Below are 19,826 nucleotides of genomic sequence, written 5' to 3'. Positions count from 1 at the left end.
TCCGACCGAACACGCGCAACCCCTAACCGTGAGGAAGCAAATTCATGTCCGACACGATGTCCCGCATCACGCTGGCCCGCCGCCCCAAAGGCGCTCCTGTGCCGGAGGACTTCAAACTGGAAACCGGCGCCGTTCCTACGCCCGCGAGTGGCGAGGTGGTGATCGAAGTCACCCACCTGTCGCTTGACCCCTACATGCGGGGCCGCATGGACGACGTCAAAAGCTATGCGCCCTCGGTCGATCTAGGTGGCACCATGACAGGCCAAGGTGTCGGTCGCGTACTGCAAAGCAAAGCCGAGGGCATTGGGACAGGCGACATGGTCACAGGCATGACCGGTTGGGCCAGCCACGCCTGCCTGCCGGGCAGTGAATTGCGCAAGCTTGACCCGGCTCTGCCGCCGTCCACAGCCCTTGGCGTTCTCGGCATGCCCGGCCTGACCGGCTGGGTCGGCCTGAACGAATTTGGCAAACCCAAAGCAGGCGAAACGCTGGTTGTCGGTGCGGCCACCGGTCCGGTCGGGTCAATGGTCGGGCAATTGGCAAAACAGATGGGCCTGCGCACCATCGCCATTGCCGGGGGCGCTGAGAAATGCCGCCTTGCTACTGAGACCTTCGGTTTCGACGCCGCCATCGACCACCGTACCCATGATGACGCTGCGTCCCTGCGCAAGGCGATTGCCGAGGCCGCCCCCGATGGCGTGGACATCTACTGGGAGAACGTGGCCGGGCAGGTGCTCGAGGCAGTGATGCCGCTGATGAACGTGCACGGGCGCATCCCCGTGTGCGGCATGATCGCGTGGTATGGCGGGTCGAACATCGCACCCGAAAACCAACTGCCCGCAATGTGGCGCAGCATTCTGGTCAAGCGGCTTCAGGTCTCGGGCTTCATCATCTTCGACCATTGGGATCAGTACCCGGCGTTCCTAAAAGACGTTGGCCCCAAGGTCGCGGCGGGCGAGCTTGCCTATCTCGAAGACGTGGCCGAAGGTCTGGAAAACGCACCCAATGCGTTCATTGCCATGCTCAAGGGCGGCAATACCGGCAAGCAGATCGTCAAGCTTTAGAAGTCAGCTTCGACTTCAAGCGCCAAGGGGGCCGCAGGCGCGGCCCTCAGATCATCCACCTGCAACGGTCCGGTGGGTTTCGACAACCGATTGCGCACCACCCAATGCAGACGGGTCGATGCGCGGGTGATCGCAACATAGGCCAACCGTTTCCACAAAGGCTGGCCTGCTTCGCTCCGCCCCATGCGTGCCGCGACTTCAAGATCGGGCGCAAACACCTGAACTGTGTCCCATTGCGACCCCTGCGCCTTGTGGATCGTCACCGCAGCACCGTGCAGGAACGTCGCCCCCATGCGCGCGGCAAAGGGGATGAACGGCTCTTCCTCGTCGGGCTTTTCGATCTTCACAATCGATGCCGCCGAAACCTGCGGATCTTCCGCCCCAATCACATGGAGCCGCGAAAATCCCGGCTTGCGCCCCGGCCCAAGGTAGATCACCTGCGCACCCTTGATCAGCCCCCGCGCTTCCAAATCCAGCCGTTTCTTGCGGTGCTTCAACGGCAGCTCCAGCCCGTCACAGATCAGGGGTTCCCCTTCGAGCAGCGAATCCTCCGGCGCGCCATGCACCGCGCGGAAGGCGTTGATCAGGCGGATCCGGGTCGCATTACGCCAAACCAGAACCGGGGAGCGCGCCATCAGATCGACCTCGACCCGTTGCCCCAGAACAACCCGATCATCTGTGCGGGAAATATCTTCGACCATTCGCTCGAATCCGTAGAAATCAAGCTGCGGATCGGCCAAAGCATGGGCCAGATCAAGAATGGGATTATCCGCGTCCTGCCGGTGAATGCGGTTCAGGTTCAACACTTGGCTGGGATCCAAGGTTTCGAACACCATCTTGCCGGACTGGTTCACAGGCGCCAACTGCGCCGGATCGCCGAAGAGCAGCAGGTTCGGGAAAATCTCGCGCAGATCCTCGACCTGTCGTTCATCCAGCATCGACGCCTCATCGACAAAGCCGATGTCCAGCGGGTCTTCCCGCCGCTTCCAGCCTGTGATGAAATCCGATCCGCGCAACCCCGCTGCGGCCAAAGCCGCCGGAACCGATTTGTGCGATTCAAAAGACGTCTGCGCGCGTGCCAATGCCTCTTCGGTCAAGCCTTCGATCTCGGGCTTGTCATCATTGCCCATCAGCCATTCGGCGATGCGCTCGTATTCGGGGTCATAAACCGGCGTATAAAGAATGCGGTGAATGGTCGTTGCAGGCACACCACGCATCCGCAACACGAACGCCGCTTTGTTGGTCGGCGCCAGAACTGCAAGCGTTCGGCGGTCTTTCCGCCTGCGCCCTTCGTAGTCGCCCGACACAACCTCGACACCTGCGGTCTGCAGGGATTTACAAAGCTCCGCCAAAAGCAGCGTCTTCCCCGATCCGGCCTTGCCCGTGATCGCCATGATCTTGGCCTTGCCATCGCGCGGAGGCAGCAGCAGACCATCATCAAGGTCGATGCCCGCCTCGCGCAACATATCGGCCACCGCATCATGTGCAGCGGCCTGATCTTCAGAATAGGTAAGCGCGGGCAAGGTCATGCGCAGACCCTATAGCGCTCGCGCGACAGGCACCAGCGTCAGGCGGCGCTCACATCCCTTTGTGGCACCACGTCACCAAAAGACGCCTCGAACCAACCACGTGACGCGCGCAACGGGATGCCTGCGACACGCGACACCCGTTCCTGCGCCGCCGCACTGAACTCCCACAGACCCACGCTAATCGACTGACGGCCTTCGCCTTGCGTGCCCAGTACGTCTGGCGCGGCCCCGATCCGATTGTAGATCCGCACCATGCGGGCATCGAACACACCGACAAAATGCTTAACGCCAAATCCCTGCATGACCTCACCGCCCGCCAGCATAAGCGCCGCCGCCGTTCCCGGTTCGGCATGGCACGACAAGCAAAAACGCGTGCATTCCCAGATGAAGGGGCTTTGAAACGGCACGCCTTTGGTCAGCTCGAGGAAGTGATCATTGACCATCGTGCGCCCGGTCGTTGGCAGAAACCGCATAGACCCACCATGGACCCCAGTTGCGCTTTCCCAGATCACATAAAGCGGGTTGAGATCATCATACTCGTCCCGCTCTTGCCCATGTGCATTGACCGTAACATCCCAGCCTAGCCGCGTTTTGAACTGGTCGGCGCGGTCCTCGAACATGGTACGGGCCAAACGCGGGTGCTTGGCCAGTTGATCCCCGTAGAGATATCGAATCATGAAAATGCCCTCCGTTGCCGGGGGCACGCTCGGTCTTATTCGTAAATGGAGACTTGCAGCACCGTGCGTTGCGTTAGGCGAAAAACCGTTCGTTGCGTTGAATCAAACGACGATCTGTCCACGCGCCATAGCGCGGGCCACCGCATGTGTGGTGTTGAGCGCACCGAGTTTGAACCGTGCGCTCTCGATATACACCCGCAGCGTATGTTCCGAGATCGACAGAGTATCGGCGACTTGGGCACGGCTATAGCCCACCGCCAGCAGCGTCATCGTTTCAACCTCGCGTGGCGACAATGGCTGCGTCGCTTCTGGTTTGCGGCCCGGCTCCAGCTTGAGCGCGGTTTGGTTAAAGTAATGCGCCAGCAAAATCAGATCACGTCGGTTCAATTCAGTAAACCGCGCCCATTCATCGTCTGCACAAGTGTGGCTGACCGTGAACAAGGCAAATTGGCCGTTCGGCCCTCGGATCGGAATGGAATACCCCTGATTGCCGATTCCGTGTGCCATGGCATCGGTCATAAACGCACGGGCAGCCTTCCCAGACCAGTCCAGCCGTTTCCAATCAACAGGGTGGAAGCGTTGATAACAGCCAATCACCACTGGATCGACGCGCAGATAACCCTTTTCAAGATATCTCGCGACCCATTTTGGGTCATATGTCCCACAGCCGTATTGCGTGCCGTTGCTGGACACCCAATGATAGACCATGTCATCGACTGCATAGTAATCGCGCAGCCATTCAATGATGCTCTGCAATTCCTCAAGACGAGCGGCGCACTCCAATCGTGCGATCACGTCGTCCAGTTGCGGCACTCGTTCCAAGAAGCCCACGGTCTATCCCTTTACCGCGTGAACCAATCTCTGCCTGTGCCACCAATTGCGTATCATCCAGCTTGGCAGCCAACGCATCCAGATCGTTTGCCACTGCAAACGTCTTGAGGTCGGTCAACACATCTATGATCCAGTCATGTCCCATGACACCGTCACCCTGAGATAGTTAACAGAAGGTTAATACAACCATAACATGTGGCAAAAATTTGGCAAACTCCCTGATTCCAACTCCCCAATTCTGGTGAGGGTATGAGGTCACCGTCTTTCGCCTGCCAAAACAAGCTGCCCAACAAAAAACCCGCAGGCCGGATGGCCCGCGGGTCTGGACAGCAAACAGAAGTAAGCAGAAGGTTACGAACGCGCCGCCAAAGCATCCTCGAATGTGCGCAGTCCGGTTTTTGGGGATTGAACAAGCACGGCCATATTGCCCGGCTTATGTTCATTGCGCAGCATCTTGGTATGCGCTTGCGGGATCTCGTTCCACGGAAAGACTTCAGACATACACGGGTCCAGACGGCGCTCGACCATCAATTGGTTCGCCGACGCGGCCTGCTTGAGGTGCGCAAAGTGCGAGCCCTGCAAGCGTTTCTGGTGCATCCACATATACCGCACGTCAAATGTACAGTTGAACCCTGTGGTGCCCGCGCAGATCACGACCATACCACCTTTTTTGCAGACCAGCGTGGACACCGGGAACGTCGATTCACCGGGGTGTTCGAATACCATATCCACGTTATTGCCTTTGCCGGTGATATCCCAGATCGCCTTGCCGAATTTACGGGCCTCGTTGAACCACTCCTTGTATTCAGGTGTGTTCACGGTCGGCAGCTGACCCCAGCATTTGAAATCCTTGCGGTTGATGACGCCCTTGGCGCCCATCGACATTACGAAATCGCGCTTGTCCTCGTCCGAGATCACACCGATTGCGTTGGCACCTGCAGTGTTAGCCAGCTGGATCGCATACGACCCCAGACCACCAGACGCCCCCCAAACCAGAACGTTCTGACCCGGGCGCAATTCATGCGGCTGATGGCCGAACAACATCCGGTAGGCTGTTGCCAATGTCAGCGTGTAGCAGGCGCTTTCTTCCCAGGTCAGGTGCTTGGGACGTGGCATCAACTGCTGCGCCTGAACGCGCGTGAACTGCGAGAACGATCCATCTGGCGTTTCATAGCCCCAGATGCGCTGTGTCGGGGAATACATCGGATCGCCGCCGTTGCATTCCTCATCGTCGCCGTCATCCTGATTGCAGTGGATGACCACTTCGTCACCGACCTTCCATCGCTTAACCTTGTCACCGACTTTCCAGACGATCCCCGACGCATCGGACCCTGCAATGTGATACGGTTGCTTGTGGCCATCGAACGGGCTGATCGGCTGTCCGAGCCCTGCCCACACACCGTTGTAGTTCACACCAGCCGCCATCACGAGAACCAGCACCTCGTGGCTGTCGATTTCCCAAGTGTCCACAACTTCGACCTGGAACGCTGTTTCCGGTTCACCATGACGTTCACGACGGATTGACCACGCGTACATTTTCTTGGGCACATAGCCCAGCGGGGGCATTTCGCCGATCTCGTACAAGTCTTTTTCTGGCGCATCATACGCTGCGATGCCGGTCTGCTGATCCAGTGCCATCCGAACCTCCTAGAAACATGTTGTGTCGTGCCGCAATGCAGAATCGCGGCTTCTGACCCTGAAATAGGACCCTCCTTGAAATTATGCAACAAGATTTCGGTCTATTTTGTAATTTTATGACCGAGCGACTGCAGAAACTACTTTGCACCCGCAGAACGGATTTACATCAAATGTCGGACCGAATTCGCATAGAACCCGGCCAGGTCTTCCTTGCCCGACGCTATCCGAAGCCCGGCCGCCTCCTCGACCACGATCCCGCGTTCCTGCAGGTTGCGCAGGCCGAATTCGACCGCATAATCACGATTGTGGCGCGGCAAATGAACTTGCGCATCTTCTAGGCGTTTCAATGCCTGACCGAATGCCTTTTCCAGCGCATCACGCGGCATCGGCCCGGATGTCAGCAGCAGATGAGACAACAACGGCACTGGCAAGACCGGCACTGCGTCCGCAATACGGGTCATGATCGTCTCCGAAAGCGCCTCGGCCGTGCTATCGGCCGGGGCGACATGGCTGAGCGTCAGGGGCTTGCCAAAACTGACGGCGGCATAGCCGAACCGATGGAACTTGCCAGTGATCCGCAACCAGACTTGCCGCAGGATGGCTCGGAACACGACGCTGATACGCGCATGGAACTTGCGATTGCCTTTGGCCTGCGCGCGCAGAAGGATTGTATCCTCCAGAACCCGGTCATAGTTCAGCGCGATCGGCACAAAGACAACGTCCCGCTTTGCCCGTTCGGCACCCTCGAGAATATATTTGAGAATACCGATCTTCGGCGTGGCCAGACCACCATCAAGACTCAGACCGCCTTCCGGGAACACAGCCTGTGTCACACCCGCTCCTGTGGCCTGCTGCACATATTTCGCCAAAACCCTGCGATACAGATCGCTGCGTGATCGCCGCCGAATGAAATAGGCCCCCATCGCCCGGATCAGACGCGACAGCGGCCAAACCCGCGCCCACTCGCCTACGGCATAAGACAGCGCCGATCGATCCGCCGCCAGATAGGTCACCAGCACGTAATCCATATTCGAACGATGGTTCATGACGAAGACAACAGTCGCATTCGGGTCGATGTTGGCCAGACCGGAATCCTGATGCACCATGCGTACCCGGTAAAGTGTCGTGCTCAGAAGGCGGGCTGCGCTGATGGCAAATCCGAAATAGACCGATGCCGAAAACGACGGCACGATTTCCCGCGCATAGCGCCGTGCCCTTTCGAAGGCCACGTCTTCGCGGACACCTTCCGCTTTGGCATGCTCAACAATCGCCTGTGTGATTTCGGGATCATAGATCAACCGTTGGATCATGTCCTGACGACGCAAAAGCTTGAATGGCTGGATTGGGTGCTCAAGCCGTGCGTTCAGTCGCTTGACCGCGCGTTCCATGCGCCTGCGAAAGAACCAGCGCACCGACGGAAACAGAAAATGCGACGCAAACGTCACCGCCGCGAACAGCAGGATCAGAACAAAAGCCCAAAGAGGTAGTGTCACCTGCGATGTCATGAGATCACTCTTGCAACGAAGTGCGCCGGGGTAAATGACTAAAGATCATGACTGGTGCAGCCGCGTTCTCCTGCCGCAACCAGACTCATGTCCGCCCTGTGTTTCATGCGACAACGGTCTCGCTTTCCCTTGGAGTGGCACGTGACATATGCTGTCATGCAGCACCAATCGCCTCGCCGCAGCGCGGCGAATTGACAGCGACATAAAGTTTCGCGTATGCATCGCATCACGCAACAAGATTACAATACCGAATCCCGCCTTTGACGGAGCCGACATGACCGACGCACAGACACCCACACGTGACAAACCCTGGCTCATCCGCACCTATGCGGGCCACTCGACCGCGCAGGCCTCGAACGCCCTCTACCGCTCCAACCTGTCCAAAGGCCAGACCGGGCTATCCGTCGCTTTCGACCTGCCGACACAAACTGGCTATGACAGCGATCATGTTCTGGCACGCGGCGAAGTCGGAAAGGTTGGCGTGCCGGTCAGCCATCTGGGCGACATGCGCACGCTCTTTGATCAGATCCCGCTGGAACAGATGAACACCTCCATGACGATCAACGCGACCGCGCCATGGCTCCTCGCGCTCTATGTCGCCGTGGCCGAGGAACAGGGCGCCGATGTCGCAAAGTTGCAAGGCACTGTTCAGAACGACCTGATCAAAGAATACCTGTCGCGCGGCACCTATATCTGCCCGCCGAAACCGTCACTCAAAATGATCGGGGACGTGGCCGAATACTGCTACACGCATATCCCCAAATGGAACCCGATGAACGTGTGTTCCTACCACCTGCAAGAGGCGGGCGCGACGCCGGAACAGGAACTGTCCTTCGCCCTTGCCACCGCCATCGCCGTTCTGGACGAGCTCAAGCCCCGCGTACCAGCGGAAGACTTCCCGGCGCTCTGCGGTCGGATCAGCTTCTTCGTAAACGCAGGCATCCGCTTCGTCACCGAGATGTGCAAGATGCGCGCTTTCGTGGACCTTTGGGACGAAATTTTAGAACAGCGCTACGGTGTGACCGACGCCAAGTACCGCCGCTTCCGCTATGGCGTGCAGGTGAACTCGCTGGGTCTGACCGAACAGCAGCCGGAAAACAACGTCTACCGCATCCTGATCGAGATGCTGGCCGTGACATTGTCCAAGAAAGCCCGCGCCCGCGCCGTACAGCTTCCTGCATGGAACGAAGCGCTTGGCCTGCCCCGGCCCTGGGATCAGCAATGGTCCATGCGGATGCAACAGATCCTCGCTTACGAAACCGACCTTCTGGAATTCGATGATCTGTTCGACGGCAACCCTGCTGTTGACGCCAAAGTGGAACAGCTCAAGGAAGGCGCACGCGCCGAACTTGCGAACCTCGACTCCATGGGCGGTGCCATCGGCGCCATCGAATACATGAAGGGCCGTCTGGTCGACTCCAACGCCGACCGCCTGAACAAGATCGAACGCAACGAAACCATCGTGGTAGGCGTCAACAAATGGGTCGAAGGCGAACCTTCCCCGCTGCAGACCGAAGATGGCGGCATCATGGTTGTTGACCCGGCAGTCGAACAGGAACAGATCAATCGCCTGAACGCATGGCGGGCTGAACGGGACGGCGACGCGGTGCAAAAGGCACTGGCCGACCTGCGTTCCGCCGCCAAGGAAGGCTCAAACGTCATGCCCGCCTCCATCGCCTGCGCCAAGGCCGGCGTCACCACAGGTGAATGGGCGGGTGAAATGCGCGCTGTCTTCGGTGAATACCGAGGCCCGACCGGCGTGTCGAAATCCGTGTCGAACAAGACCGAAGGACTCGACGACATCCGCGATGCGGTCAACGGCGTCAGCGACAAACTCGGCCGCCGCCTTAAATTCCTTGTCGGCAAGCCCGGCCTTGACGGTCACTCCAACGGCGCCGAACAGATCGCCTTCCGCGCCCGCGACTGCGGTATGGAGATCGACTACGAAGGCATCCGCCTGACCCCCGACCAGATCGTCACCGCGGCGCAAGAGAACGAAGTCCACGTGGTTGGCTTGTCGATCCTATCGGGCAGCCACATCCCGCTGGTCGAAGACATGATGGCCAAGATGCGCGATGCAGGTCTTGGCCATATCCCGGTGATCGTCGGTGGCATCATTCCCGATGATGACGCCAAGCGCCTGCGCGCAATGGGCGTGTCAAAGGTCTACACCCCGAAAGACTTTGAATTGAACGCCATCATGATGGACATAGTCACCCTCGCCGATCCCAAAGCGGTCGCGGCTGAATAACCTGACCCCAGCCTTTTCTTGATCCTTCTGAACGGGTACGGTTTCGGTCGTACCCGTTTTCGTTTTGGAAAGAGCTTTATGAAACACCTCATTTTCGCCGCCCTTGTCGCATCCGTTCCTGCAGTCGCTTTTGCCGAAACGCGTTTGGAACGTCTTGAAACAATTTCAGAAGACATGACCGATGCCATGTACAACGCCATGATCCGCATGGTCGAAAAGCAAGGCGGCAATCCCGAGCCGCTGCGGGCTGCCATCCCAAGTTCCGAATGGGACGACACCTTCCGCAACGCCGGGGCTTGCGTGCTGGACAAGTACATCTCCGCCTCAAGCGGTTCCGCGGTGGATGAGATGCTTGATAAAATGGAAGCTTTCATTCCCGAAATGGCAGAAATGGATCTCGATGCTCTAGGAGACGAAACCGATTTTTTGCCCGAGGGCGTATCCGAAGACTACTCCATCTCCGTCAATCAAGACTGCGGAATGGCTGACGTCATGCTCGACCGAATGGAAGAATCCGGCTTCACGGCGGCAGTGATGCAGTCCATGAGCGGAAATTGACGCTGATCAGCGTCAAAACAACTTGCCCTTGCGATTTATTGAAAAGCGGTCAACCTTATATAGCGCTAAAGTGAATCTTATTTAACTAAAGATGCTTCTCGAATTGACTTAATCAATCCGAGGAGTATCCAAAATTTATTGTTCCAGAAGAAACCCACTCGGAGAAACACATGAGTATTGATCTCAACAATATGTCCAAAGACGAGCTGACCAAGCTCATCAAGGACGCAGAAAAAGCACTCAAGACAATCGAATCACGACGCCTCTCGGAAGCCAAGAAAGCGGCCGAGTCGGCGGCCAAGGAATATGGCTTCTCGCTCGATGAGCTTTTGGGTGGCCAGCCCAAAAAGGGCTCTAAGAGCGAACCCAAGTATAAAAACCCAGCCGATCCGTCCCAAACCTGGACTGGAAAAGGCCGCAAGCCGAATTGGGTTAACGATGCATTGGCCGCAGGCAAAAACATGGACGATCTGAAGATCTGACATGACCGTTCACATCGGAGCCCAAAAAGGCGAGATTGCCGAAACCGTGCTGATGCCCGGTGATCCCTATCGCGCCAAATGGGCTGCAGAGACATTTCTGACTGACGTCCGTCTTGTAAACGAAGTCCGCGGCATGCTGGGCTTTACCGGGACTTGGAATGGTCATCCCGTTACAATTCAAGGGTCTGGAATGGGCATGCCCTCGCTGTCCATCTATGCCAATGAATTAATCCGCGACTACGGTGCGAAAACACTCATTCGCATCGGGTCGTGCGGCGGGATGCAATCCTATGTCGAGATTCGGGATGTCATCATCGCAATGACGGCAAGCACACTGTCCACACCGTCACGGGGGATTTTCAAGGAATTGAATTTCGCTCCTTGCGCGGATTGGAGCTTGTTGCGGGCCGCCGTTGCAGCAGCCGAAGCCAAGGGAACCAAAACCCATGTCGGCGGCATTTATTCATCGGATGTGTTTTACGACGAACGCCCCGACTTGAATGAACAGATGACCCGCCACGGCATTCTTGGCGTCGAAATGGAAGCGGCAGAACTCTACAATCTTGCGGCCCGCCACTCGGTTCGCGCATTGGCTATTCTGACCGTTTCGGACCACCTGCAAACCGGAGAAGCGTTGCCGTCCGAAGACCGCGAACGCAGCTTTGGCGATATGGTCGAAATCGCCCTCACGGCGGCTTTCACCTGAATGACCTAAAAACCGGGGCGATCACGATTGTCCCGGTCCTTTCCTAATCCCGCCACATTCTTCTGTCACCCAAGAGGAATGCCGAATTGGGTCTTTGATATCTACGTCCTTCTGACGACACGTGTGCCGATCCCGCGCATGTTGTTTCTGTTCAGCGTTATCACTCTTTCGCTCTTCACGCTGACCGCCCATCACCACGCCGCATTGAACGAGATTGGGCTAGTCCTGCCGGTAATGTGCGCGCTGCTTGGTCATGTCGCGGTGGTCGCGGTCAAAATGCCGGACACACTTTCGACCTATGAAAGGATCGGACTTCCCAACGCAGGAAGCAAGCTGGTCCTGATTTGGCTCGCCGCTTATGCTGGCATGATGGCTCTTCCGTCACTTGCAGCGGCACAGGCCGCACTTAGCCTTGGGCTCGGCATCTATCTGTGCTTGTTTGTCGTGGTCTTCTACATGCTAGGCGATGGCGACAAGATCGGCTGGTTCGCCCGCGACTGGGACGAAGGCCAACGCAATGCCGCCAATTGGCAGGTGGTTCGCCTCGTTGCCCTGATCCTGCTGAACGAACTCGCCGCGCGTCACGGCACAGCATTGGATTGGATCGTGGCGATCACGCTTGGCCCCATCGCGCTGCATTACCTGATGTATTGGACAATCGTCGCGACGCATCCCTACAAAGAAACACCGCGCCCGGATTAACCCCGCCCGTGGCTCCGGTCATAGGCGTTTACCGCTGGCGATGACCACCCATCCAACGCGCGTTCCGCGGGCTGCAACACCTCCACCCGCAAGGGATAACACGCAGCCATATCGCTGGTATGCTCGGCCGAACAATCCCCACCCGGACAGGCCGACAACGCGCCCAACAGGTCGATCTCGGCAAAGAATGTCAGATGGTCGCCCGGCCGCACTGGGCTGGCTTTCATGAAATACTGTCCGGTATCCCGCGTGAACCCAGTGCACATGAACACGTTGAGCACATCATGAACATGTAGCTCGGCCTCAGCCAAGGTCAGGCCGGTGGCATCTGACAAAGCACGCGTCAGGTTCGAATGGCAGCAATGGTGATACTGCACACCGGACAGAAGATTACCCGTATACGGATCACAGCGCGTGCCGATCACGTCATGCACCGACCCGCCATAGGTGTCGATCCCGTACCAGCCCAGCGTGTCCTCCACGATGGTCGCCATCGGGCGCAGCGTCGGGAAAGAAGACCAAAGCCGCTCACCCGTTGTGACATGCGTCCCATGCAACGCGCGGGTTTTGCCGGAATAGAACCGCTCGGACAGATCGTGCGCGTTCCACAGGTTCAAATCCCCCACCTGAGGACCATCGACGCTCACGATGCGAAAGAAAGAGCCGGCAGGCACACGAAACGTGCAAGCCTCACGCGGCGCTGCAATCGCCACATCCACAACTTCGGCCCCGGCCAAAGTCTGCGCATAAAGCTCAAGGTCCGGCACTGGCAACGTGTCGTTCGGATAACAAATCACCGGTTCAATCGCGCGGCGCGTATCTGCATCCTCTGGGGCATGTATCATGGGCAGGATCCTTTTACTTTCGGATCAAAGGACCGCAGAGCGATCATAGGCGCAAGCCCATGGCATCTTCTCTTTTTCAAAAATATGCAAAAAAAATCCGATGCGCACCACCGGGCGCACCCACGGAACCTTTCGATCAGATCGCGATCATATGCAGCGGCGGAAAGCCGTTGCATCCCACGGACGCAATAAAAAAACATTGCGGATTCATTTTTGTCAGAACGGCTCGTTTTACCGCCGCAAACAAACAATCGGACTTTCATCCGACGCCATCTCCGCTCCACAAAAGGCGCAACGCCACGCACCGGGTGCTGTTCGCCGCCACCGACATTCCCGCGTCAATGTCGTCGTCTTGCGCCGCCAAAAGAGATAGGCCAGCACACCAAGCAGCAGAAAGATCAAAAGGATGGGCATAGCTGGTGTCTATCGACCCACTGGCCCAGAACGCAACCCCGTGACGAGGGCGGTTTACCGCGCTTTTGCTGCGATGGTCTCGAAAACAGTTTTGAACTCTTCGACGCTTGCCCGATCCAGCGCCCCGTTAGAGATATCCTTGGCAGACCAGATCCAAGTTTGCGCCGGATCGTGAAACATCGCCCAGTCTCCAAACATCCGCTCTGCCACGTTTTCGGTCACACGAACGGTCATTTCGACATGTCTGTCGTCCCGCTTTATGCGCTCACACGTGGCCTGAACAGCGGCTGTCGGCCCTTCGAGCAGTTGCAAATATACATCCTGACGACAGATCAGCGCGCCGGTCACATCGTCCCGCTCATTACAGCGCCGCGCGTCCAGCAAAACACCGTTCAGCATGGCCTCATCATAGCCAAATGGCCGCGAAGAATAGATGATCTGGATGAGTTGGGTGATGGTGGCTACTCCTGTGAGCCTTATGTGAACATCGGACGAGGCCGGATGTTCTGCAAGGACAAGGATAGCCTACCCTACATCCCGCGCCACGTCCTTATCGAAATGATGCGGCGCGGATCTTGTGCCGCCCGATTGCGGCACAGCGCATCCAACCTCGGAAGGCAGGATGCGCTGCAAGGATCAAACGTGGCGTTCGACCATCATTTTCTTGATCTCGGCAATCGCCTTGGCCGGGTTCAGACCCTTGGGGCAGGTCTTGGCGCAGTTCATGATCGTGTGGCAGCGATAGAGCTTGAAGGGATCCTCCAGATCGTCCAACCGTTCACCTGTCGCCTCATCGCGGCTGTCGATGATCCAGCGATACGCATGCAAGAGCGCGGCTGGCCCGAGATACCGATCACCATTCCACCAATAGGACGGGCACGCTGTTGAGCAGGATGCACACATCACGCATTCATAAAGACCGTCCAGTTTCTTGCGGTCTTCAATGGACTGCTTCCACTCTTTCGCCGGACGGTTCGTTTTTGTCTCAAGCCACGGCATGATCGACGCGTGCTGCGCATAGAAGTGGGTCAGATCCGGGATCAGGTCCTTGACCACCGGCATGTGCGGCAGCGGGTAGATTTTCACGTCGCCCGTGATTTCGTCCAGGCCATAGATACAGGCCAGCGTATTGATCCCGTCGATGTTCATCGCGCAAGAGCCACAAATACCTTCGCGGCAGGACCGGCGGAAGGTCAGCGTGGGGTCGATCTCGTTCTTGATCTTGATCAGCGCGTCCAGAACCATTGGGCCGCACTTGTCCATGTCCACGAAATACGTGTCCACTTGCGGGTTCTTCCCGTCATCCGGGTTCCAGCGATAAATGCTGAACTTGCGGACATTCGTGGCGCCTTCCGGCTTGGGCCATGTCTTGCCAGTGCGGATCGTCGAATTCTTGGGGAGCGTCAGTTGAACCATGTCTCTCTCCTTAGCGAAGCAAAGCTGGCAGGCCCTCGGCCGCCAGACAAGTCAGTGTCTCGGGTTGCGAGACGATATCGGTCACGATCTGCACCGTGCTTTCTGTGGGGCCCGTCACGCTGTCCAGCGCCAGCGCCCTAATCTGTACCGCAGTCGCATTGTCGATCACGCAGTTCAGCGCGGGCTCAAGGGGAACACCGGGGAACCGCTCGACCAAAACAGGTGTGATCGCCGACCGCGCCGCATCGCGCGCAAGCTGGTCCTGCTGCTGCACGGAACAGCCCGCCAGAACCAGACACGCGGCGAACGCGAAACGCATCAGAACGTCCGTTCTTTCGGCTTGATCTTCTCAAGCGAAATCCCGCCCTGCTGTTCCGTCGTCAGCGGGTCTTTTACCACTGGACGGTATGTCAGATCGGTCTTGTTGCCCTCGATCCTTGCAATGGTGTGCACACGCCATTTCTCGTCGTCGCGCGTGGTGAAGTCCTCGTGCGCATGGGCACCACGGCTTTCCTTGCGCGCCTCGGCCCCGGCAATCGTCGCCAGCGCGTTGGGCATCAGGTTGGTGAGTTCCAGCGTCTCCATCAGGTCCGAGTTCCAGACAAGGCTGCGATCGGTGACTTGAATGTCATCCATCTTGCCCGCAATCGCGACCATCTTATCAAGACCTTCTTTCATCGTCTTGGACGTACGGAATACGGCAGCATCGGCCTGCATCGTCTTCTGCATCTCAAGCCGCAGTTCAGCGGTCGGCACAGTGCCCTTGGCATTGCGCAGCCCGTCGAAGCGATCAAACGCCTTGTCTACCGACGCGGTGTTGGTTGACGGCACAGCGCTGTCACGGTCCACAACCTTGCCCGCGCGGATGGCGGCAGCCCGGCCAAACACCACAAGGTCGATAAGAGAGTTCGACCCAAGCCGGTTCGCCCCATGCACCGACGCACAGCCCGCCTCGCCAACAGCCATCAGGCCGGGAACAACCGCGTTCGGGTCCTTGGCCGTCGGGTTCAGCACCTCACCCCAATAGTTGGTCGGGATGCCGCCCATGTTATAGTGCACCGTCGGCAGAACCGGGATCGGTTCCTTGGTGACATCCACACCGGCAAAGATCTTGGCGCTTTCCGAAATACCCGGCAGACGTTCAGCCAAAGCCTCTTTCGGCAAGTGCGACAGGTTCAGGTGGATATGATCCCCCTCTTCACCCACGCCGCGCCCTTCGCGGATCTCCATCGTCATCGACCGGGACACGTAATCGCGCGGCGCGAGGTCTTTGTAGTTCGGCGCATAGCGCTCCATGAACCGTTCGCCTTCGGAGTTGGTCAGGTAACCACCTTCCCCACGCGCGCCTTCAGTGATCAGACAGCCAGAGCCGTAGATGCCCGTCGGGTGGAACTGCACGAACTCCATATCCTGAAGCGGCAGACCGGCACGCGCCACCATGCCACCGCCGTCGCCGGTGCAGGTGTGGGCAGACGTCGCGCTGAAATACGCGCGGCCATAGCCACCTGTCGCCAGCACAACCATCTTGGCGTTGAAGACATGCATCGTGCCATCGTCAAGTTTCCAGCAGACAACGCCAGTACAGACGCCATCGTCGGACATCACCAGATCAATGGCGAAATACTCGATATAGAATTCCGCGTTGTTCTTGAGCGACTGACCATAAAGGGTGTGCAGGATCGCGTGACCGGTCCGGTCCGCAGCCGCACAGGTGCGCTGCACGGGCGGGCCTTCACCGAATTCGGTCGTGTGACCCCCGAACGGGCGCTGGTAAATCTTGCCTTCCTCGGTCCGCGAGAACGGAACGCCGTAATGCTCAAGCTCGTAAACCGCTTTGGGCGCTTCACGGGCAAGGTACTCCATTGCGTCCGTGTCACCCAGCCAGTCCGACCCTTTGACAGTGTCGTACATGTGCCACTGCCAGTGGTCCGGCCCCATATTCGACAGCGAAGCCGCAATACCACCCTGCGCCGCAACCGTATGCGAGCGGGTCGGGAACACCTTGGTCACACACGCTGTGCGCAACCCTTGTTCGGCCATGCCTAGCGTGGCGCGCAAACCTGCGCCGCCTGCGCCGACGACCACGACGTCATATTCATGCGTCTCGTATTCGTATTCAGCCATGTTGCTGGAAACTCCGCTTTTCAAAGGGCCATTTTGGCGATTGCAAAAACGCCAACGGCAGCCGCGCCGTAGCTGATGCAGGTCATGCCAAGGATCAGGATCTTCTCCCAGATACCATGGACATAGTCTTCGATCAGAACCTGGAAACCATCATTGAAGTGCTTGAAGCCCACGATCAGGGTCAGCGCCGCAATAATCGCCGGGAATGGGCGGGCATAGTAGGCCTGCACCTCTTCGAAGGACGACCCAAGGATGCCCCCGAACGTGAAGACAAAGAATGGGATAAGGACAAGCAGCGCGACAGATGATTTCTTCATCGCCCAGAAATGCTCGGTCCCGGATTTTGCAGCACCCCATCCGGTGGCGCGTTTGCGGTCAGTCAGAAAAGCCATGATGCGCCCCCTTTACCAAAGAACAATGACAGAAAAGACAGTCAGGACAGCAGAGCCGATAATCACCATCCAGCCCAGCATCTCGGCCTTGTCGATTTCAAGCATCTTGGCGTTATCCCAGATCAAATGCCTGATACCCGCCAGCGTGTGATACCACAGCGCCCAGAGCGACAGGAACATCACCAGATCGCCAAACCAGCTTGTGACAAAGCCATTGGCGAAGGCGAAATATTCCGGCCCTGTCGAGGCCGCGAGCAACCACCAGACAATCATCAGCGCCGCAACGATCAACGCGTTGCCTGTGATCCGTGTGAGGATCGACGTCATAGAAGTAAGCTGGGGGCGATAAACTTGCAGGTGTGGTGACAGGGGTCGATTGCCCCGATTGACGTCAGCCATGATCTGAGTCCTTTCCGGTTCCTGAAAGCCTTTTTATTGCTTTTAAAAGCTGTGTCACGCCGACCAACCGCCCTTAGGCGCGGTTTTTTGGCGCAACAGGCCAGATTTCTTGAATTATGTGATCACACGTACGAAAACTGTGATCACAAATCAGGAAACAGACCATATCGTGCGTGTTTCGGAGCACTTTCGTTACCGCCAACATATTGATTTTTCGACGTCGCGCTGAGTCGCCTGTCAATTTGCATGTAGGTCACTGGGTTATGGCTTGGCGATAAACCGTGACACGGCGCGGTCAGGACTCCAGCATCCGATACAGCGTCCGAAGGTGATCCTCGAACTCTTCGCACATGATGATCGACTGATCCGATGGGTCATAAAACGCATTGGCCTCGTCACATTCGCCCGTGATCACTTGCACCGTGCTCGGGAACCCGAAATCCGCATTCAGCGCCTCGACCTCGGCTTCAATGATCCTGGCAGTAAAACTGCCTGCCACCTCCGCAGTGAACAGCATCGGCTCGCCTCCCTCCGAAAGCTCGTCGAACACCGCCCCCCAACTATCGGCCGCCAATTCGTATTCCTCGACACAATACTCCGCCCGGTCCTCGGGCAGCTCCATGTCCTCGGCAAAATCGTCCCGCGTGTCGGGGTCGCCTCCATAGAACAGGCAAACCGTGTTGTAGAACCGCTGCTCATCCGGGCCGTGCGTATCCCAATAGGGCACAGGGTATTCGGCATTCGCCACCGCCTCGGCCCAGAACCCGTTGGCCACGTCATAGGCCATGTCCAACGCCGACTCGGGCTCGAACAAATGATCGATCAACAGGATCGACGCCACATCCGCCGCATCTTCCTCCTGCCCGAACACCGGCATTTGCATCACGTCGATCAGAGCATGCCCCAGTTCGTGATAGAAAATCCCAAGGATGTTCGCTTCGACAAAGGCATCTTCCGCCTCGTCGGCCATCAGACTGCCGGGGACACCAGCAACCAAGAGGGCAAGCGCGTATCTCACACTGGCATCAAAGCCCAGTAATCCAAATCAAGCAAGACATGGCTCAGGTACTTCCCATCTTCGCCCTTAAGCTCCATCGACCCACCCGCCGATGTCGCCACCAGCCGCAACCGCACCGCGCCCACACCGGGCGCATCGGTCTTGGCCTTGTCCAGCACCTCGGACCACGCACGAACGGTCGTCCCACTGAAACACGGGTTCGCATGCGCTCCGCCATTCAGACCGACGATCATCTGCGCGTTAGCCAGCCCATTAAACGACAGTGCCCGCGCCATGCTGATCACGTGCCCGCCATAGATCAACCGCTGCCCATCAGGCCGGAAGGTCGCATCGAAATGCACCTTGGCCGTGTTCTGCCAAAGCCGCGTCGCCATCATGTGCTCGGCTTCCTCGATGGTCACACCGTCCACATGGTCAATCTTTTCACCGATGGCGTAGTCGCCCCAGCGATGCGGTTCGCCCGCCAGTTCGAAATCGTAATCGGTAAAGTCCAAACCGCGCGGGATGGTCAGGTCTTCAACCGCCAATACCGGCTTCAACTCCGGCACGACAGCCTCGGGCGCCGCCGCATCCGCGTCCCGCTTACGCACCATCACCCAGCGCACATACTCCATGACCAGTTCGTCATGCTGGTTGAGCCCGCGTGTCCGCACCCAGACGACACCAGTCTTGCCGTTGGAATTCTGCTTGAGCCCGATCACCTCGGACTCTGACCGCAGCGTATCCCCAGGCCAAACGGGCGTCACCCAACGTCCCTCGGCATAACCCAGATTGGCGACCGCATTCAGGGACACATCCGGAACGGTTTTGCCAAAAATCACGTGAAACGCGATCATGTCGTCCAGCGGGCTGAACGGCAAACCACAGGCTTGTGCGAACTGATCGGACGAATAAAGCGCATGCCGCGCGGGATAAAGCGCATGATAAAGCGCCCGCTCTCCCATCTTGACGGTACGCGGCACCGCGTGGCGGATCACCTGCCCGACCGCGTAATCCTCAAAGAAACGGCCTTCATTCGTTTTCGTCATCACAGCGCCCTTCGTTGCGGTCGCGGGTCGGTCGAGTGTGTCACTGTTCGCCAAGTTTCATCTCCGGGCTGTAGGGGGTGTCGATCTCTTTGGTCACCGCCTGCCCGCAACGCATCACACCATTGGCATGATCGAAAGCATAGGTGGGATCGCCATAAAGCTCCCACCCCTTGCTCAGGGCCAGCGACACCTTGTGGCAAAAGGCCGACGTGTCATCTTCGGTCAAAAGTCGATAAATCTTCATGGC

At 57.9% G+C, this 19,826-nt stretch carries 21 protein-coding genes; 6 read left to right on the top strand and 15 right to left on the bottom strand.

Annotation, left to right across the window (positions count from 1 at the left end; translation table 11 throughout):
* Window positions 1–44: 44 nt before the first annotated feature.
* A complete protein-coding gene (locus tag ACK3EW_RS01650) occupies window positions 45–1,064 on the top strand; it encodes an NADP-dependent oxidoreductase (RefSeq protein ID WP_493808194.1) in 1,020 nt (339 codons plus the stop codon).
* On the opposite strand, the gene ACK3EW_RS01645 is transcribed toward ACK3EW_RS01650, so the two are convergent.
* The 5 genes from ACK3EW_RS01645 to ACK3EW_RS01625 form a co-directional block, all read right to left on the bottom strand.
* The gene (locus ACK3EW_RS01645; protein WP_493808193.1) at window positions 1,061–2,593 is read right to left on the bottom strand and encodes an ATP-dependent DNA helicase; all 1,533 of its coding nucleotides are present in this window, start codon (window positions 2,591–2,593) and stop codon (window positions 1,061–1,063) included. The genes ACK3EW_RS01650 and ACK3EW_RS01645 overlap by 4 nt on opposite strands.
* A gap of 38 nt (window positions 2,594–2,631) precedes the next feature.
* Window positions 2,632–3,270, bottom strand: a complete 639-nt coding sequence (locus ACK3EW_RS01640; protein ID WP_493808192.1) for an acyl-homoserine-lactone synthase — start codon at window positions 3,268–3,270, stop codon at window positions 2,632–2,634.
* A gap of 102 nt (window positions 3,271–3,372) precedes the next feature.
* A complete protein-coding gene (locus ACK3EW_RS01635; RefSeq protein WP_238939861.1) occupies window positions 3,373–4,092 on the bottom strand; it encodes a helix-turn-helix transcriptional regulator in 720 nt (239 codons plus the stop codon).
* 360 nt (window positions 4,093–4,452) lie between these two features.
* Window positions 4,453–5,739 (bottom strand): crotonyl-CoA carboxylase/reductase, encoded by a 1,287-nt coding sequence (gene ccrA, locus ACK3EW_RS01630; protein ID WP_085628070.1) that lies wholly within the window; start codon window positions 5,737–5,739, stop codon window positions 4,453–4,455.
* 161 nt (window positions 5,740–5,900) lie between these two features.
* On the bottom strand, window positions 5,901–7,244 hold the full coding sequence (locus ACK3EW_RS01625) for a 1-acyl-sn-glycerol-3-phosphate acyltransferase (protein WP_493808191.1): 1,344 nt from the start codon (window positions 7,242–7,244) through the stop codon (window positions 5,901–5,903).
* 274 nt (window positions 7,245–7,518) lie between these two features.
* On the opposite strand from ACK3EW_RS01625, the gene ACK3EW_RS01620 reads away from it, so the two are divergent.
* From ACK3EW_RS01620 to ACK3EW_RS01600, 5 genes are all read left to right on the top strand, one after another.
* A complete protein-coding gene (locus ACK3EW_RS01620) occupies window positions 7,519–9,495 on the top strand; it encodes a methylmalonyl-CoA mutase family protein (protein WP_493808190.1) in 1,977 nt (658 codons plus the stop codon).
* 78 nt (window positions 9,496–9,573) lie between these two features.
* Window positions 9,574–10,053 (top strand): hypothetical protein, encoded by a 480-nt coding sequence (locus ACK3EW_RS01615; RefSeq protein WP_493808189.1) that lies wholly within the window; start codon window positions 9,574–9,576, stop codon window positions 10,051–10,053.
* Window positions 10,054–10,223: 170 nt separating this feature from the next.
* Complete coding sequence (locus ACK3EW_RS01610; RefSeq protein WP_439121375.1) at window positions 10,224–10,535, top strand: H-NS histone family protein; 312 nt, start codon at window positions 10,224–10,226, stop codon at window positions 10,533–10,535.
* Window position 10,536: 1 nt separating this feature from the next.
* Window positions 10,537–11,241: a purine-nucleoside phosphorylase gene (deoD, locus tag ACK3EW_RS01605; RefSeq protein ID WP_493808188.1), complete on the top strand. Its 705-nt coding sequence runs from the start codon at window positions 10,537–10,539 to the stop codon at window positions 11,239–11,241.
* 78 nt (window positions 11,242–11,319) lie between these two features.
* A complete protein-coding gene (locus ACK3EW_RS01600) occupies window positions 11,320–11,943 on the top strand; it encodes a hypothetical protein (protein WP_493808187.1) in 624 nt (207 codons plus the stop codon).
* On the opposite strand, the gene ACK3EW_RS01595 is transcribed toward ACK3EW_RS01600, so the two are convergent.
* The 10 genes from ACK3EW_RS01595 to ACK3EW_RS01550 all read right to left on the bottom strand — a co-directional run bounded on the left by ACK3EW_RS01595 (window position 11,940) and on the right by ACK3EW_RS01550 (window position 19,823).
* On the bottom strand, window positions 11,940–12,788 hold the full coding sequence (locus ACK3EW_RS01595; protein ID WP_493808186.1) for an urea carboxylase-associated family protein: 849 nt from the start codon (window positions 12,786–12,788) through the stop codon (window positions 11,940–11,942). The genes ACK3EW_RS01600 and ACK3EW_RS01595 overlap by 4 nt on opposite strands.
* Before the next feature lie 468 nt (window positions 12,789–13,256).
* Window positions 13,257–13,637, bottom strand: coding sequence for a BLUF domain-containing protein (locus tag ACK3EW_RS01590; RefSeq protein WP_439121216.1), 381 nt, complete (start codon window positions 13,635–13,637; stop codon window positions 13,257–13,259).
* Between the two features lie 201 nt (window positions 13,638–13,838).
* Window positions 13,839–14,618, bottom strand: coding sequence for a succinate dehydrogenase iron-sulfur subunit (locus ACK3EW_RS01585; RefSeq protein WP_439121212.1), 780 nt, complete (start codon window positions 14,616–14,618; stop codon window positions 13,839–13,841).
* Between the two features lie 10 nt (window positions 14,619–14,628).
* Window positions 14,629–14,937 carry a hypothetical protein gene (locus tag ACK3EW_RS01580; protein ID WP_085628059.1) on the bottom strand — a complete coding sequence of 103 codons (309 nt, stop codon included), beginning with the start codon at window positions 14,935–14,937 and terminating at the stop codon, window positions 14,629–14,631.
* A complete protein-coding gene (gene sdhA / locus ACK3EW_RS01575; RefSeq protein ID WP_085628058.1) occupies window positions 14,937–16,742 on the bottom strand; it encodes a succinate dehydrogenase flavoprotein subunit in 1,806 nt (601 codons plus the stop codon). The genes ACK3EW_RS01580 and sdhA overlap by 1 nt, the downstream gene beginning before the upstream one ends.
* A gap of 20 nt (window positions 16,743–16,762) precedes the next feature.
* On the bottom strand, window positions 16,763–17,134 hold the full coding sequence (gene sdhD / locus ACK3EW_RS01570) for a succinate dehydrogenase, hydrophobic membrane anchor protein (protein ID WP_085628057.1): 372 nt from the start codon (window positions 17,132–17,134) through the stop codon (window positions 16,763–16,765).
* 12 nt (window positions 17,135–17,146) lie between these two features.
* On the bottom strand, window positions 17,147–17,533 hold the full coding sequence (gene sdhC, locus ACK3EW_RS01565; RefSeq protein WP_085628056.1) for a succinate dehydrogenase, cytochrome b556 subunit: 387 nt from the start codon (window positions 17,531–17,533) through the stop codon (window positions 17,147–17,149).
* A 295-nt stretch (window positions 17,534–17,828) separates the two neighbouring features.
* Window positions 17,829–18,551 carry a DUF4344 domain-containing metallopeptidase gene (locus ACK3EW_RS01560; RefSeq protein WP_493808185.1) on the bottom strand — a complete coding sequence of 241 codons (723 nt, stop codon included), beginning with the start codon at window positions 18,549–18,551 and terminating at the stop codon, window positions 17,829–17,831.
* Window positions 18,548–19,579, bottom strand: coding sequence for a MaoC family dehydratase (locus tag ACK3EW_RS01555; protein ID WP_493808184.1), 1,032 nt, complete (start codon window positions 19,577–19,579; stop codon window positions 18,548–18,550). Before ACK3EW_RS01555 ends, ACK3EW_RS01560 begins: the two co-directional genes overlap by 4 nt.
* 40 nt (window positions 19,580–19,619) lie before the next feature.
* On the bottom strand, window positions 19,620–19,823 hold the full coding sequence (locus tag ACK3EW_RS01550) for a DUF1737 domain-containing protein (protein WP_085628053.1): 204 nt from the start codon (window positions 19,821–19,823) through the stop codon (window positions 19,620–19,622).
* Between the last annotated feature and the right edge of the window lie 3 nt (window positions 19,824–19,826).

Source organism: Marivita sp. NO-S04 (assembly GCF_059070475.1).
The sequence above is the reverse complement of the archived record's forward strand: the minus strand, read 5'-3'. Positions and strand labels throughout refer to the sequence as shown.